The sequence below is a fragment of the Microcoleus sp. bin48.metabat.b7b8b9.023 genome (assembly GCF_013299185.1).
GTDB lineage: Bacteria > Cyanobacteriota > Cyanobacteriia > Cyanobacteriales > Microcoleaceae > Microcoleus.
Window position 1 is genome coordinate 1 of sequence record NZ_JAAFKG010000067.1, and the last position, 17,505, is coordinate 17,505.

A 17,505-nucleotide genomic window follows, 5' to 3' on the forward strand; every position below is an offset into this window, starting at 1 on the left:
TTGAAGATTTGAGTGAGTTACTTTTTGATTTATCTAGTTCAGATAAACCTGTTAAATGCCTCGCATGATGTCAGTCAATAGCCTTCATAGCCTTGATTTAACCTCTCGACAATTAATCCACCCTGCTTCTTAAGGGGGGCTAGGGGGGATCTAGGCTTAGTTATCGAACAGTAGTCTCTGATGGGGTTTAGCATTAAATTGACACGAAAGGCACGTGCAGTGTCTCGATCGTGGGTAATATTAATTCCGAGGATACCGGATTAGATGTAACATTTATGCAACCAGTTTAATCTCAAACATGAAATCAGCAATCAAAATTTTGTTAATGGCAGTGATAACTTTTTTCTTAGTTTTACAAACAGCAGAAATCGCAGACTCTATAATCAGCGCTTTTGGTGACAGCAGTTCCCGCAAACCTTTAGCATTAAATCAATATACAGGCGTCGCTTATCTCGAACCGGCTCAATGTACGGGTTCGCTGCTAACAGGAGGATTGTACGTTCTCACGGCCGCCCACTGTCTGAACGAAGGCGGAGTAAAGGTTCCCGCTGAAACAGCAATCAAAGCAATTTTTAAATTGCGTAGCGGTGAAGTTAGCATTCCCGTTAGCAACTATTACATCCATCCTGGTTGGACTGGTTACGAGTCGGAAGTTGGCAACGATATTGCGATTTTAAAGCTGAAAAAAGCTGCGCCGTCAAGTATCGAACAGTACGAGATAAATAGAAATAAAAATGAATTGGGCAAAATATTTACCAAGGTGGGATACGGATATATCGGTGTAGGTACGAAGGGACAGGATGAAAATTCTAATTCTGAGGCGAAAAGATATAGCGGACAGAATCGCTATGATGCTTTGATTGATGTTTTGAAAGATGCTACAGAATCAGATATGTCGGAATTGGTTTTGGGAAGTCAATTAATCTTTGATTTTGACGATGGAAGTGCGGAACACGATGCTTTGGGGAGGCATTTTCCGAAGTTGCGCGATCGAGGTTTGGGAAAAAATGAGATAGCGACGGCTAGCGGTGATTCCGGCGGCCCGTCGTTTGTGGACGGGAAGATTGCGGGGATTAGTTCTTGGGGTTACAGCGATCGGGGTTTTTTCAAAACAAATATCGGCGATATCGATAAAATTGACGATAATGGCAGTTTTGGCGAAATTTCCGGCGACACGCGGGTATCATTTTATGCTGGTTGGATCGATCGGGTGACAAGAAATAAGTGATTTGGTTAATTTGCGATCGAAAAAAACGTGGCGCGTCAACGCCACGCTGTCAACAATTAGTTGGATCGATTATATCGCAAGTTTCATGTAGTTTCGGCGTTTCAAGCCCTAGATAGGGATTTAGGTATTTTCCGGCATCGCGCATCTATATGGGCGATCGACCTTGATGGTTTCAATCCCTGATAGGGATTTAGGTATTTTGCGGCGCTACGAAAATTCAATAGCATCAAAGAGATTGGCGTTTCAATCCCTGATAGGGATTTAGGTATTTTGCGACACAGTATGAAGGATCTTGAGTTCGATTGTCAAGGTTTCAATCCCTGATAGGGTTTTAGGTGTTTTGCGGCAGTGCTAACTTTGCCGCGCTTCTTGTCAGCAGCTACGTTTCAATCCCTGATAGGGTTTTAGGTGTTTTGCGGCTGAGAATTCACATAGACACGCCTTGGTTGCGGGAAAAGATTGTTTCAATCCCTGATAGGGTTTTAGGTGTTTTGCGGCAAGGATTTGGGTCACGAACAATTCACGTATGCGTTTCAATCCCTGATAGGGTTTTAGGTGTTTTGCGGCCTAAAAGTCATGGGCTGTGGTACAGCGATTTTTGTTTCAATCCCTGATAGGGTTTTAGGTGTTTTGCGGCTTTGATGCGTTCGTAGAAATGCTTCAACTTGAGTTAGGTTTCAATCCCTGATAGGGTTTTAGGTGTTTTGCGGCAAATAGTTGATCACCCCGATGGATAAATCTCTTTGTTTCAATCCCTGATAGGGTTTTAGGTGTTTTGCGGCTTTGAGAGTAGATTGGATGCGACCTCCAATGCAAGTTTCAATCCCTGATAGGGTTTTAGGTGTTTTGCGGCTGGCGATCGGGGCTTGGATTCCCGATAAATTTACCGACGTTTCAATCCCTGATAGGGTTTTAGGTGTTTTGCGGCGATATTGCAAAAATATCAGGAAGCACGTATTCGAGTTTCAATCCCTGATAGGGTTTTAGGTGTTTTGCGGCACAACCTGATTTTTAATGGGTTGCCGAAACTCGGATATGTTTCAATCCCTGATAGGGTTTTAGGTGTTTTGCGGCTACGGATGGTCACAAAATCTATCAAAAGCAATTAGTTTCAATCCCTGATAGGGTTTTAGGTGTTTTGCGGCCGCCCGCTCCAGAAGCCTTGGTATATTTGGTTTTCAAGGTGCAGTTCCGTGAATCTAAAACTAAAGTACCATTCCACTCTTCGACTTGTCAATCCCCAATTTTCCATACTCACTCCAAAACGTTATCCTGTAAAGCTTTCAGACTTTCCGTGAATCGTTTTTTGAGACTGGAGGCATCAAACTCTTGCTGCACATCAGTTTCAGCCGAAAAATTTGATACCCCTATTTTAACACCTACCGGCTCACGGAAACTAGGCAAAAAATATTGTTCGATCGCCCTTGCCACCAGCAAACACTAACAATTCTCTCAATATTATCAAGTGTCAAGCAAAATAGATCAGAACCATTTCACTTCAAACCATGACCAAAACCTTAATTCCCGTAATCCTCGCCGGCGGTAAAGGCGAACGCTTCTGGCCACTCAGCCGCAAACAGCGCCCCAAACAGTTTCTCAGTCTCGACGGTAGCGGCAAAAGTTTGCTGCAAGCCACAGCCGATCGACTATTAACATTAGGTAACGGTTGGGATGATTTGTGGGTAGTAACATCGGAAATGTTGGCTGCGGGAGTCCGCGAACAGTTGCCGCTACTACCTCCTGAGAATTTGCTGGCGGAACCGGAAGGCCGAGATACAGCGCCGGCTGTGGCTTGGAGTGCTATAGAAACTGCGAAGCGTTACGGTGAGGATGCGGTTGTCGGGTTTTTCCCGGCGGATCACTGGATTGGGGAACCCGAGGAGTTTGTCAAGACTTTGGAGGCGGCGGCTGAATTGGCTAGAAAGGAAAGTGCGATCGCCACTTTGGGAGTCAAACCGAGTTATGCTTCCACTGGCTACGGCTACATCGAACAAGGCGAAGAAATTGGCAGTTTTGGCGGTTTTCCAGCTTATCGGGTGGCGAGATTTACCGAAAAGCCCGATCGTACTACCGCCGAAGAATTTGTAAGTAGCGGTAAGTTTAGCTGGAACGGCGGAATATTCGTATTTCGAGTCGGCACAGTGTTGACAGAATTGCGAAATCATGTACCGGAAATGATGGCCGCTTTGGAAGCAAAAGGCGCCGCAGCTTACTCCGAATTGCCGAAAATTAGCATCGATTACGCGCTGATGGAAAAGACGCAAAAAGCTTGTGTTTTGCCTGTAGGCTTTAGTTGGGACGATTTGGGTGACTGGAATGCGATCGGCCGTTTGCTGCAAGGAGACAAGCCGAATGTCGAGTTAGCAAAACACATCGGAATTGATACCAAGGACGCTATTTTCTATGCAGCGGATGAGAATGAAGTAATTGTCACCATTGGTTTAGAAGATGTCGTAGTTGTCAGAGATGGCAATGTCACTTTGATTGTGAAAAAGGACAGGACGCAGGAGATCAAACAGGTGATCAAAGTGTTGGGAGAAGATGACAAGTTGAAAGATTTATTGTAAGGACACAACAATAAAAAACTGGTTCGTAGTAAGGACTTTAGTCCTTTCTTTTCCGATTCTATAACAAGGACTAAAGTCCTCACTACGAACCTAGGAAATTTTAGTGACGCAACTCGCATCTGTCAACTATTTACATAATTTCTGCTAAATCCAACACAAAACCCGGCAGTACATCTTCCCCTGAGAGTGTAGCAGGATTTTGGAGAATTTCCACATCTTGACCGGGGCGATAAATTTCTACCCGCCGATTTTGCCTGTCAATTAACCAACCCAATCTCGCACCGTTATCTATATATTCTTGCATTTTATCTTGCAGCTTTTTCAACGAATCAGTCTTCGATCGCAACTCGACCACAAAATCGGGACACAAAGGAGCAAAACTGTCTTTTTGTTCGGGAGTTAAAGCATCCCACCGTTCTTTTTTGACCCAAGAGGCATCAGGAGAGCGATCGGCACCATTCGGGAGGGTGAAACCTCCAGAAGAGTCGAAAACAACTCCCTGTTTAGTTTCACTGTTCCAGACTCGGACTTGAGATGTTAAGTCAGCATTACGTCTGCTAGTTTCACTGCCTGTCGGTGCCATAATAATTAATTCCCCTGATGCTGTACGTTCAAATTGATAATCGCGGTTGTTCTGACAAAGCTGAAAAAATTGCTCGTCAGTTAAGTCTATGGATAATTCGATCGAGGTGGCAGGAGATTGGATGGCAATCATGTTTTTTATATGGTTTGAAACACATTCAGAATTTGGCTTGTAATAACTTACTAATTCAAGTCTTTGACACAACTTTTTCAACTCAATAAATTTCATTATAAAAAGATCGTGTCTGGTTTCACTGTAATATTAGCATGAGGATTAATGCCACTGCCAAAAACCGTAGCTTGCGGGGCGGAACGCCATCGCCCTCCCCCACAGCCCAAAGTACGCGCGGCGCAGCTATCCCTCTTGGCTGAATCGCGCCCTTTGCGCTATTCCCTCCAAGTTATTCCTCAAGACAATGGTCAGCTTGGTTAACAGCGCTATCCTAGTAGTTGTATAGCCCTTAAACCCGATCGACCCGGAGGCCACGTGTTCAGCCTAGTTCAAAACACTTCTCGCAAAGGAGAAATTCTAGAGGTCGTCTTCCGCAACGGTTGGGACTACATGAAAAGCCTCCTAACCGGCCGCAAAACCGACGCACCCAGTCTCCCAACTCCCGCAGTTCTCCGCAACATCCTCGTCGAATTAGGCCCAGTATTTGTCAAATTGGGACAATTGCTGAGTACCCGCCCCGACTTGTTACCGGCCGCCTACATCGAAACCCTCTCCACCCTACAAGCCGAAGTGCCGCCCGTACCGTGGTCGGAAGTAGAAGCAATCGTGCGCCTGGAACTCAAACAGTCGATCGAAGAAACCTTCTCCAAATTTAACACTCAAGCAGTTGCCGCAGGTTCGATCGCCCAAACCCACAAAGCTACCTTAAAAGACGGCCGCGAAGTCGCCCTGAAAGTTCAGCGCCCCGGTATTGATATTGTCATCGAACAAGACATCGCCGTGCTCCGAGGTTTAGCAGAACTTGTCATGCTCACAGACTTCGGTCAACAATACGATATTGTAGCCCTAGCCGAAGAATTTGCGATCGCCCTGCGTGCAGAACTAGACTTCATTCAAGAAGCCAACTACACCGACGAATTGCGCCGCAATTTATCTAAAAGCCGCTGGTTTGACCCAACACAAGTTGTCCTCCCAGAAATTCACTGGGAATTGACTACAAAAAAACTCTTAGTAATGGAGTGGCTGAACGGAGTCCCAATTTTGTTAGGGGACTTACAAGGAATTCGCCACAAAGGAGACATAAATGCCGAACGCGAAGAAATTACAACCCTGCTTTGCCGCGTTTTCTTCCAACAGTTATATATTGACGGCTTCTTTCACGCAGACCCACATCCCGGCAACTTATTTTATCTCAAAGACGGTCGAATTGCGCTGCTAGACTGCGGCATGGTTGGCAGATTAGACCCGCGCACTCAGCAAAATTTGACAGAAATGTTGCTAGCAATTGTCGATTTAGATGCTCAGCGCTGCGCTCAATTAACATTGCAAATGGCCGAATTTGCACAGCCTGCGAGTTTGGCTAATCTAGAGAACGATTTGGCTCGAATGCTGCGGAAGTATTATAATGTCAGCTTATCGCAGATGAACTTGTCGGAAATTTTTTATGAAGTGCTAGAAATCACTCGCAAAAATAAGATTAGGCTTCCCAGTAATCTCGGTTTGTATGCAAAAACTCTCGCTAATTTAGAAGGAGTAGCGCGTTCTTTTAATCCCCGATTTAATATTGTAGAACAGGTCAAACCGCTGATGACCGATATGTTTCGGCGTCAGTTATTAGGAGAAGACCCAGTGCAAGCTCTGCTGAGAACGGCCCTGGATCTGAAAAGCTTATCTTTGCAATCTCCGCGACAGGTGGAAGTGCTTTTAGACCGGGTTACTTCCGAAACTTTGAAGTGGAACTTGAGCATCAAAGAACTCGATCCGCTGCGCCGCACTCTGGGTGATTCGGCGAACCGACTTTCTTTTAGTATTGTCGTAGGTTCCCTGATTGTGGGGGCGGCAATTATTTCTTCTAACGCGCAAACTGCTCAGCTATCTTTTTTGAGCAACGGTTTGTTTGGGGCGGCGAGTTTTCTGGGTTTTTGGTTGATTATTAGCATTCTCAGGTCAGGTCGTTTGCGGAGTTGATTGGTACAAGATCATTATGTGTTGTGGAACAGGCATCTTGCCTGTTCTTGAGAATCGTGGAAGATGTAGAATATAGCCTAATGCAACAACCGCATAAAGGTAGGCTATGTCACAACATGATTCTTCTCTTCCAAAGTCGGCAATTAGAGACAACCGTCATCGCGGAACTGTGGGCAATTTTTTGAAAGCCAAGGTTGAGGAAAACTCAACCTTGTCCATTGTTTCTGCTTACTTTACAATTTATGCCTTTGATGCTTTGAAGGAACAACTTCTAGGTATTAAAAGCTTGAAATTTCTGTTTGGCGAACCGCGCTTCATCAAATCCCTTGACCCAAGTAAAACCGATAAAAAGGCGTTCCAAATTGAGGATCGGGGCTTGCAGCTACAGAATCGGTTGCAGCAAAAGCGGGTTGCGAAAGAATGTGCAGAATGGATTGAAAAAAAAGTCCAGATACGGTCAGTCAAGCAATCTAATTTACTGCACGGAAAAATGTATCACATTGCTCATAATGGAAGTGAAAATGCTATTATGGGCAGTTCTAATTTTACCCTGCGGGGACTGGGATTAGGTAAAAATAACAACAATATTGAACTCAATTTAGAAGTAGATAGCAAACGGGATACCCGCGACCTGAAAGCCTGGTTTGATGAACTCTGGAATGATGCCGAACTAATCGAAGATGTCAAACAAGATGTGCTGCTGTACCTAGAGCAACTTTACCAAAATAATTCTCCTGAGTTTATCTACTACAAAACTCTGTTTCATATCTTCGAGACCTTCCTCGATGACCTAGAAAAAAACGATATTCTCAGCGAACAGTTACACTTCTTTAATACAGAAATATGGAAATCTCTATTTGAATTTCAAAAAGACGGAGTTAAGGGAGCTATCAATAAAATCCGACAATATAACGGGTGTATTATTGCTGACAGCGTTGGGTTAGGTAAAACATTTGAAGCTCTAGCGGTGATTAAATATTTTGAACTTCGCAATCAAACAGTTTTGGTTCTTTGTCCCAAAAAACTCCGCGAAAATTGGACTGTATATCTAGCACAGAACAATAGTGAGCTCAATCCTTTGGTTAAAGACCGCTTTAACTATACAGTCTTATCTCACACCGACTTGAGTCGTGACTCTGGTTACTCTGGGGACATTAATTTAGAAAAGATTAATTGGGGTAACTATGACTTGGTAGTTATTGACGAATCGCACAATTTCCGCAACAATCTCAAGAGCAAACGGGACGAATCTGGCAATTTAATTAGAAAGAGCCGTTACGAAAGGTTGATGGATGATATTATCAAGAGCGGTGTCAAAACTAAGGTGTTACTCTTATCCGCAACTCCGGTTAACAATGATTTAAAGGATTTGCGGAATCAACTTTATTTTATCACAGAAGGTCACGATGCTGCGTTTGGGGAATCGCTAGGAATTGCCAGTCTGCGGGATACACTAGCTGATGCTCAGCGGAAATTTACCAAGTGGGCAAAGAAAAGTCGCGATCGCCAAACTAGCGAACTCCTGGAAGAACTAAGTTCTGCTTTCTTCAAACTGCTTGACGAACTTACGATCGCCCGATCGCGCAAGCACATTCAAAAATACTATAAAGATGCGATCGCCCAATTAGGCGGCTTTCCAGAACGGCTCAAACCCATCTCCGTATTTCCTGAGATTGACCTAAAGGGTGAGTTCATGTCCTACGAACAGCTTAACAGCGAAATTTCTAAATATCAACTCTCGCTATTCAACCCTTCAAAATATGTCCTGCCGCCATACAGTTCGGTGTATGAAAATAAAGGAGTGCGAAATTTCAAACAGAGCGATCGCGAACGCTGTTTAATTGGCATGATGAAAGTCAATTTTCTCAAACGCTTAGAAAGCTCCATCCATTCCTTTGCGCTGACAATGGAGCGCACAATTACCAAAATTGAAGCTCTAGAGACCAAAATTCAAAACTTTCAGCAATTTCAGCAATCTCGTGACGCTAACCAGACAGTTATTATCAGCGATTTGATGGTTGAAGACTTCGACGATGAAGAGTTGCAAGATGCCATGCAAGTAGGTCAAAAGCTGATATTTCAAATGGCGCACCTCGATGTCGAAACGTGGTTAAAAGACTTGAAACGCGACAAGGAACAGCTTAAAAAAATTTACAATTCTGCCCAAAGCATTTCTGTTGAACGCGATGCCAAGCTGGCTGAGTTAAAAGCACTAATCGCCGCGAAAGTCAAGCATCCTACGACTAACAAGCATGGGAAACCAAATCGCAAGGTTTTAGTCTTTACTGCTTTTGCTGATACCGCAGTTTATCTCTACGAAGGATTGCGGGAGTGGGCAACATTAGAATTGAAAATTAACCTAGCTTTGGTGACGGGTGGTTCGGCGGCAAATAAGACTACCTTTGGCAAAAACGAGTTCGATCGCGTCCTGACAAATTTTTCGCCTTTCGCCAAGAAACGCGCTCAAATTCCATCTATGCGGCAAGACGGCGAGATTGACCTATTAATTGCCACAGATTGTATTTCAGAAGGGCAAAATTTACAAGATTGCGATTATCTGATTAACTACGACATCCACTGGAACCCAGTCCGAATTATCCAGCGGTTCGGTAGGTGCGATCGCATTGGCAGCCCCAATTACACCGTACAATTAATTAATTTTTGGCCTACAGAGGACTTGGATCAGTACATTAATCTGAAAAATCGAGTAGAAGCACGGATGGCTTTAGCAGACATGGCTGGTACATTTGAAGATAACCTGCTAGAGGTAAAGGAAATTCAAGAAGTGATTGAGACTGATTTGAAATACCGCGACAAGCAGTTGCTGCGATTGAAAGACGAGGTGCTGGATCTCGAAGATTTCACCGAGAGTGTAGCCCTAACCGAATTCACTCTCGATGATTTCCGAATGGAACTAGCCAAATACATTGAGAGCAACCGCAAACTACTCCAAGATGCGCCTTTAGGACTCTATGCAGTAGTTCCAACTAACTCGGAGTACCCGATAATTGCTCCGGGCGTAATTTTTTGCCTCAAACAGAAAGGCGATTCTCTTGATAATAAAACCGTCAACCCGCTGCAACCATACTTTGTAGTTTACGTGCGGGAAAATAAGGAAGTGCGATTAACTTTTGCTCAACCCAAACAAATACTTGAAATATATCGGTTGCTGTGCGCGGGATGTACTGCTCCCTATGAAGAGTTGTGCAATTTGTTCGACAGACAAACTAATAACGGATTTGATATGAGTTTGTATAACGATTTGCTGAAGCGGGCGGTTGATTCAATTGCAGGTATTTACAACAAGCGGCTCATCGGCAATCTGCTGTCTAGCCGCAGTGCTGTGTTGGTTGAACAAGCGCATCAGGTTAAAGCAACAACTGATTTTGAACTGATTACCTGGCTGGTGATTAAATGAGCATCAGCGAACAACAAGCCAAAACATCTATTAAGCAAGCTTTAAGTAGTTTTACCAAGGGAAAACTAGCCGATAACGCCCGGAATTTGTTCTTTGTTCTTGGCTACCGCAGTGATCTAATTTATGCGCTCGAACCTAATAGTTCGGATAATTTTATTGCAGAATTTGACATAGATCAAAAGCTCAACTCCCAAAAAGCTCTCTTAGAGGAATGGCTGTCGGTTGATTTTCTCTTCCAGTTTACCGGGACAGAAATTGCAGATAATGACCAGTTTGTCGAATTTGATAGTAGCAGCGACGAGAATGCCTTTTTTACTTCCTACTTGTTTTTCGCGATCGCACTGCCGAGGAGCGAGTACACTATAGAACAACTTGACGGGATTGTCCGCGAGATTAATAAAATTTTACCGATTCCCGCGATCGTTCTCTTTCAGCATGGAGAAACTCTGACTTTATCCATTATCAACCGTCGCCAACACAAACGCAATGAATCTGAAGATGTATTAGGAAAAGTCAAACATATTAAAGATATCCCATTCGCCAGTCCGACAAACTCTCATTTAAAAATGCTCTTCAATATTTTTTTGACAGAGTTGCATGAGAATCATGCCTTTAGCAACTTTGACGAATTTCATGAAGCTTGGCATAAAACTATTCCTGACAACATCAAATTTAAAAAAGATCGTCTACCGCCAGATTCGCTTCGGTTTTACCTGCAACAAATCTGTCGAATTCCCCTGCTCAAAGCTTACGAAGAAATTGAATTAGCTCGTAAAATTGCTGAGTTAGAATTAGAGGGCAGCCGAAAAGCTAAAGACAAAATGGTAGAGTCTAACTTGCGGCTGGTAGTCTCAATCGCTAAAAGATATCAAAATCGAGGGCTGGATTTATTAGACTTGATTCAGGAGGGAAATCTCGGTTTAATCAAGGCTGTAGAAAAGTTTGATTGCACGATGGGAACCAGGTTTTCTACCCACGCATATTGGTGGATTCGTCAGGCAATTACGCGGGCTATTGCCGATCGATCGCGAACTATCCGCCTACCAGTTCACGTTTATCAAACTATCTCTAAGATTAAGAAAACTACCAAGCAGCTTTCTCAAGAAATCGGCCACAAGCCTACGGAAGAAGAAATCGCGATTAAAATGGAGATAACAATTGCAAAATTGCGCTTTGTTGTTCAATCGGCTAAATCTATCATTTCCTTAGATACTAAAATGGGTGATGATGAAACTTCTACATTGGGAGATTTGATTGAATTCGATGGAGAAACACCAGAAGAAAAAGTATATAAAAAATTGTTTTGCGAAGATTTAGAAAGCGTTTTAGATACTCTAGAACCTCGACAACGTGACATTATTCAGATGCGATTCGGCTTGGATGATGGCCGGGAAAAAACTCTACAGGAAATCGGAAATATATTTGATGTTACCCGCGAGCGGATTCGGCAAATTGAGGGTAAGGCTTTACTAAGATTGCGCCATCCAAACCGCAACAGCATTTTAAAAGATTATATTCGCCCGACAGCAATTTACGAAACTCAGACAAAAAGACCGATCGCCCAACCGATGCAGCTCAGACGGTTCAACATCTCAGAAAACTTGTCTCCCAGCCATTGCGACACTTTCTTACAGGAGCCTGTTCATGATAAAATAGTTGAAACAGCTAATACGGTAGAACCATTAATTCCTTTTGACAATTTCATAGAAAAATCAAATATAGAACAAAAAAAGTTGGCTCAAACTTACCTGTCGAGTGCAGATGAAAATGAAAACAATCTCACTTATGCAAATTTGAACGAGCATAATTTCCACATTGCCGAACTGACAGAAAATGACTTAAATGGAGCGATTAAACCGATGAAACAAAATTCAGCAGACTTACTCAGAGAACTCACCGCACTAGAAGATGTTTTTTCCCAATTAGAGAAACGGCTGTCAGAGGCAAGTCGAAAGTTGCTAGATCCTGGTATACCTATATCTCAAAAGCTGATTCAAGAACTGGATGAGTCCCATAAAAAGTTTATTCAGCTTCGCGACAAGGTGCTAGAACTGGCTGAATCTTTGGCAGTATCGACAACGCTGAAAGTTGAGGAAATTGGTTCTTTAGCAGATATCAAGTCTGTACTCGATCGTGTGGATTTTGCCGAGAAGCAAAAAAGTGCGATCGCCCTTGTCCGCGACTCTGCTTTGAGGGTGCTGGAACGAATTTTAGCGATCGCCCATCGAGTAGAGAGCAATTTTCAGTCATTGCTGGAATGTCAGGAAAAAGCCCGCGAACTTCAACGCGCTATCTCCGAATCTCAGGAGTCTGACTTGCATCCCGACACCCAACTCTTGGCTGACGGCAATCATCCATTCTGCAAACTGCTAACACTAATTGCAGAATGGGAAGCAGCAGATGATGAGCATTTGGCTTCTTTACAGGATGCCGTAGCAGAATCATTTGGAAGAACTCTGGCGATGGCAGCAGTCAGAGGTAAACTGATTATTCAGGCGGAAGCAATACCAGATTTCCCTGCTGTTTCTACTAACAATAATTTAGAGGAAACTTCCTTAGTTGATGAGCCAGAATCTGAAACTGTGCTTATTGTCGAACAACCACCCGCAGCAGAGTTGAAATCGGTATTGACAGATGAGGCGATCGCGCAGCCAACCGCTGAAAATATCCCTAATCTTCCACCAACAGAACCGCCCACCTCAACTCAGATTAATCAGCAAGATTCGGAAAATAAGCAAGGAAAAGAAGTAGAAAATCAGGGTAATAAAAAAAGAGAACAAAAACAGCCTCTTTACAGCTCATCGCACAATGATACCGCTCAAAAAATCGCTCAATCCATCTTGGATGACCCCGATCTAGAACGCCCAGCAGTTCTGCGCGACTTAGTTTGGCGGCTGATTCTAGAACAAAAACTCAGCCTTGCCTTTCATTTAGCTCGCTGCTTTGAAAAACAATACTCCAACTTCGAGCCGCACCTGCCACCGCAGTTAATTCGAGCAGTATTGCTAGGACAAAACCTCCGCTATGACGTAGGATATGGAAAACTTGCAAATCTGCTTAAAGATGACTTCACCAGTTACACCGCCAGCTATTCATTACCAGACAAAAGTGAATGGAATCAAGCTGCAAGCTTGCTCTTGGCCGCAGCAGCAATGCGACCGTCTTTACTAGCGCCCAATACTGGTGCGAAGCACCTTCTCCAGCAGCTTCATTTCGGTAAAGCTGGACTTGCAAAACTATACGATTATTGCGAAATAATAGCTAAATACGGCGATGGTCAGCGGGCTCTGGATATCAAAGCCATCAAGAAAGCTAAAGACCAAGCAGACGTACAAAAATCTTTAGACGAATTGCATCAAAATATCGAAGCTTGGTGGTTTCAAGCACAGAAAAAAGATATGATTTACCCGCCGGCGAAGAAGGTGTGGCAAGATTGGTTGAAGCCTGACGAACTGATTCACTCTTTAGTATTTCCTGTACTTCAAAAAGATTTGAGTAAACTTTCAGCAATCAAGCAGAAAGTCAATCAATTGTCTGACGAATCCCAGATCGACTCTGAAATTGAGAAGACCGATCGTAAAATTCGCAGCAGTCGCCGTGACTCCATGATGGGGAAAGCCGTGATTCAGTTTCGCGATCGCGTTCGTGAACCTGTTGAGTTGGTGCGAAAGTGGATTGAAATTCAGGAATCGCGCTTAGATCGAAGAGACAATTATCTTCAGAAAGAAGCCAAACAGTTAAAAGAAGATATTGAGAAACTTCAAAATACTGTTATTAAAGAATTGGATGCTTTTGAGGAAACAAAACCTCCAGTGTTTATTTTAGCTGGTATTGCCTGTTGCCGAAAAGCTGTCAAAGATATCGGCAATCTCTTCGATCCAGATACTGAATTGCCTACCGCAGAACCTTACCCAAGACATATCCTGCACGCGGAGCTGTTGAGAATGCCATCTCTGTCGATCGACGATGACTGGGAACTGGATACTGCTAATTCTGAAGCGGGTATAAAGGGAATTTTGGAGTTAGTCAAAAATGACATTTGGGATTGGCAAAAAGCATTCGATATGCAGAGTTATATCTGTAGTTCAACAACTGTGGGAAATCACGAGGCTACGGCGCAAATCATCGAATACCTCGAACACAATCCCGAATTAACATTAGACCTCGCTCAGCTAAAGGACGAACGAAATAATCGGATTGAAGAGTGCCAAGGAATTTTGCAGGAGCAGGTCGAGACTACTAGCAAACAGCTCGAAAGAGCCGTAGCTTTTGGTTTGCTAAGAGAAACAGATAGAACTGCTTATGCAGCACAGATTGAAAGCATTAAAAATGCTTTGGAAACAACCAGGCGGTTTTCTGAAAAAATTGAGCTGCTTCGGGCGATCGATGAAGGAATTAATGCCAAGCGCCAGGAACAGATCGATCGAGTGTCGGAGCAATTAGAGAGTCTTCAGCAAACAGGTATAGCAGATGCCGATCGTACCAGAATTTGCAGTGTATTGGAGCAAGGCGATATCCTGACGGCCGAGGAATATATAGATATGCTGAAAAAGGGGCGATCGCTTCCTGAACCAGAAAAAAAGAGAGAGGCTTTTAAAGACTTCTTCGAGCATGATCAGTATACTGCGATCGAAAAAGTCCTTCAGGATTACAAAAAGCAAGAGCTAATTGCAGACATTTCCAAAGGGAAAAATATCGCCAAAATCCAGATGCCGCAGGGGGCCCAAGCCAAAAAAGCCGCTGAAATGCTCGACGCTTGGTTGGCAGCTAAGGGCAGAAATCAAGTCACAGAGAAAGATGCTAACCAAATTCTCAGCAACCTCGGTTTTCACATCAAATCTGTTACCGTCAAAAAATTAGGGAACTATACCTGGATTGACGTTAATTCTGAGCCGATATTTGACCAAAATCGCTGTCCTGTGTCTGCCTATGGTTCAGCCGCGAACGGTCATTACCGCATTCTTTGCGTATGGGATAGACCGAACGAACAGGATCTCCTCAATGCAGTTGGAGAAACTGCTCTGGGAGAGCCAGTATTCGTCTTTCATTTTGGGCGAATGACCGTCAAGAGACGCCGAGATTTGGCTGATTTGTGTCGGCAGCGTCGGAGCACTTTCATTGTTATAGATGATGTGCTGATGCTCTACCTTTGCGGAGAACAAAAAACACGCCTACCTGTATTGTTTGATTGTACCTTACCCTTTACTTTCCTGGAACCGTATAAAACCGCAGCAGGAGAAGTTCCGCCTGAGATGTTTTACGGGCGAGTACGAGAACGGGAATCTATAATCAATCCCGAAGGTTCTTGTTTAATTTATGGAGGCCGCCAGTTAGGTAAAACGGTTTTGCTTAAGTATGTACAGCGGACTTTTCACGCCACCGACGCGGGAAGGAACGCCCTATTTTTGGATATTAAAGAAATTGGGCGCAAGCAACAGTTAGATAAAATTTGGCATCTACTAAACGAAGAATTGGATCAATTGCAAATTCCCGATACCAACCGGCGCAATTCCGTCCGCGAAAGCAGCTTGCAGCGGATTAAAAGTTGGCTGGAATTCGACACGCAGCGGCGCTTTTTGCTGTTGTTGGATGAGGCTGATAATTTCCTGGAAGCTGATGGTAAGGAGGATTTCCCGCGCTGCGATGAGTTCAGAAAATTAATGACGGAAACTCACCGACGTTTTAAGGTGGTCTTTGCTGGATTGCACAACGTTCTGAGAACCACCAGACAAGCAAACCATCCCCTGGCTCACTTTGGCACGCCGATCTGCATTGGGCCTTTGCTGAATAATGGTGAAATGCGAGCCGCAACAGCTTTGGTAGAACGTCCGCTGGCTAGTCTTGGCTATCATTTTGAATCGGAAGATTTAATCCAGCGCATTCTGTGGCAGACTAACTATTATCCGAGCTTGATTCAACTTTATTGCGAGCAGTTACTCAAGCACATCACTAGCCCAGATGTCCCTACTTTCGATCCTAAAATTAGCCCGCCTTACGCGATCGCTTCTCGCCATGTAGAAGAAGCTTATCAAAGTCAAGACCTTCGCAAAAATATTCGCGATCGCTTTAAGTTGACACTGGGACTAGATCCGCGCTACGAAGTAATTGCCTACTCGATTGCTCATGGCTCTCAGGAGAATGAAACAGGTATGGAGGATGGGTTTTCTGTATCTTGGATTCGCGAACAAGTCTTGTATTGGTGGTCTGAGGGATTCGTGGGAAGGTCATCGGAAGATGAAATTCTTGCTTTACTAGAAGAAATGGTCGGATTAGGAGTTTTACGAGAAACCGATGCAGGTTACTTCACTCTGAGAAGTTCTAATTTAGCCTTGCTTATGGGTACGCAGCGAGAGATTGAAACAGAACTTCTGAGACACCGCGAACCTCAACCTGAATACGAACCTACTACTTTTCGTTCTCCTCTTCTAGTCAACAATAAAGCTGATTCCCGGCGCAGTCCTTTAACTGTTCAACAGGAATCAGATTTGCTGCGCCCGGAGAATCGTGTCTCTATTATATTTGGCTGCCAAGCGGCAGGAATTGACGATTTGAGAGTTTTTATGATGAAAGCAGCATCTAGTAAGAAGGATTGCAAAATTCACTATCACTATTTAGAAAATCTCTCAGATCGATCGGATTTCAGCCAGCGTTTGACGGAAATTATTAACCCTCGTAAAAAAGATATCACGCTCGTTGTTGTATCAGCCACCAACCTTTGGAGTAAGGATTGGGTTGATGAGGCTATTAAGAAAATCAAAATATTGAAGAAAGAAGACTCGTTTATCCAGCTTGTTTTTGTCGCCGATCCTCAGAAAGCTTGGCAGTTAGTTAATTATAGTTCCACAGGTTTTGATTTATTTAAGGATATGAGATTTTTCAGCCTCAAACCTTGGCACGATGCCGCCCTGCGACATTGGCTGGAAGATACTAATTTGCCCAGCGAACTAGAAGTGAGAAAAAAGATTGCGGCAGTTACAGGAAATTGGTCAAACCTGCTGCAAGAATTCTATCAATTTGCTCAAATTAATCCGCATTGCTGGCAAGATTCCTTGGCCCAACTGAAGAAGCAATTTAATAAATCTGACAAATTAATTAATTCAATGGGTTTTGACGGTTGCGAACCTCAAAGAAAACTGGTGATGAGAACTTTGGCCCAATGGAGAGAAGCAGCAACGGTTGAGGTATTAATTGAGGTTCTTGATGATGTATCGCCTGAAGTTGTCAAGCAGACTCTCAGATGGGCGGATCTCCTCAGTCTCGTCTCGCATTTAGGAAATCAGAAGCAAGACGGTAAGGATTACTGGCAGATTGACCCTGTAGTTGGCCGTCTGCTGGAATCTATGGCAGAGTAATACGCACTTTCTCCTGTGCGATGTACTCAAGCACATCTCTGACTTCAGATAGGCGATCGCCCGCAGCAACTAAGTCTAAACTAGAAACTATAGTTACCTTCAGGTTCGTAGTGGGGACTTTAGTCCCTCTTAATTAAGAACTAAGGACTAAAGTCCTTACTACGAACCTAAGTTAGATTCAGGTTCGTAGTGGGGACTTTAGTCCCTCTTAATTAAGA

At 43.7% G+C, this 17,505-nt stretch carries 6 protein-coding genes and 1 CRISPR repeat array; of the genes, 5 read left to right on the top strand and 1 reads right to left on the bottom strand.

Going from position 1 to position 17,505, the window contains the following annotated elements:
• Window positions 1–325: 325 nt before the first annotated feature.
• On the top strand, window positions 326–1,228 hold the full coding sequence (locus QZW82_RS27620; RefSeq protein ID WP_293155985.1) for a trypsin-like serine protease: 903 nt from the start codon (window positions 326–328) through the stop codon (window positions 1,226–1,228).
• A 98-nt stretch (window positions 1,229–1,326) separates the two neighbouring features.
• Window positions 1,327–2,373: direct repeats of the CRISPR family, unit length 37 nt; unit sequence GTTTCAATCCCTGATAGGGTTTTAGGTGTTTTGCGGC.
• A 360-nt stretch (window positions 2,374–2,733) separates the two neighbouring features.
• The gene (locus tag QZW82_RS27625; protein WP_293155988.1) at window positions 2,734–3,795 is read left to right on the top strand and encodes a mannose-1-phosphate guanylyltransferase; all 1,062 of its coding nucleotides are present in this window, start codon (window positions 2,734–2,736) and stop codon (window positions 3,793–3,795) included.
• A gap of 130 nt (window positions 3,796–3,925) precedes the next feature.
• On the opposite strand, the gene QZW82_RS27630 is transcribed toward QZW82_RS27625, so the two are convergent.
• Entirely contained in the window at window positions 3,926–4,510 is a 585-nt protein-coding gene (locus QZW82_RS27630) for a Uma2 family endonuclease (RefSeq protein ID WP_293155991.1), read from the bottom strand.
• 354 nt (window positions 4,511–4,864) lie between these two features.
• Here QZW82_RS27630 and QZW82_RS27635 point away from each other — a divergent pair, with 354 nt between their 5' ends.
• The 3 genes from QZW82_RS27635 (at window position 4,865) to QZW82_RS27645 (ending at window position 17,287) form a co-directional block, all read left to right on the top strand.
• The gene (locus QZW82_RS27635) at window positions 4,865–6,517 is read left to right on the top strand and encodes an AarF/ABC1/UbiB kinase family protein (RefSeq protein WP_293155994.1); all 1,653 of its coding nucleotides are present in this window, start codon (window positions 4,865–4,867) and stop codon (window positions 6,515–6,517) included.
• Window positions 6,518–6,623: 106 nt separating this feature from the next.
• Complete coding sequence (locus QZW82_RS27640) at window positions 6,624–9,935, top strand: helicase-related protein (RefSeq protein ID WP_293155997.1); 3,312 nt, start codon at window positions 6,624–6,626, stop codon at window positions 9,933–9,935.
• Window positions 9,932–17,287 carry a sigma-70 family RNA polymerase sigma factor gene (locus QZW82_RS27645; RefSeq protein ID WP_293156077.1) on the top strand — a complete coding sequence of 2,452 codons (7,356 nt, stop codon included), beginning with the start codon at window positions 9,932–9,934 and terminating at the stop codon, window positions 17,285–17,287. The genes QZW82_RS27640 and QZW82_RS27645 overlap by 4 nt, the downstream gene beginning before the upstream one ends.
• Window positions 17,288–17,505 lie beyond the last annotated feature (218 nt).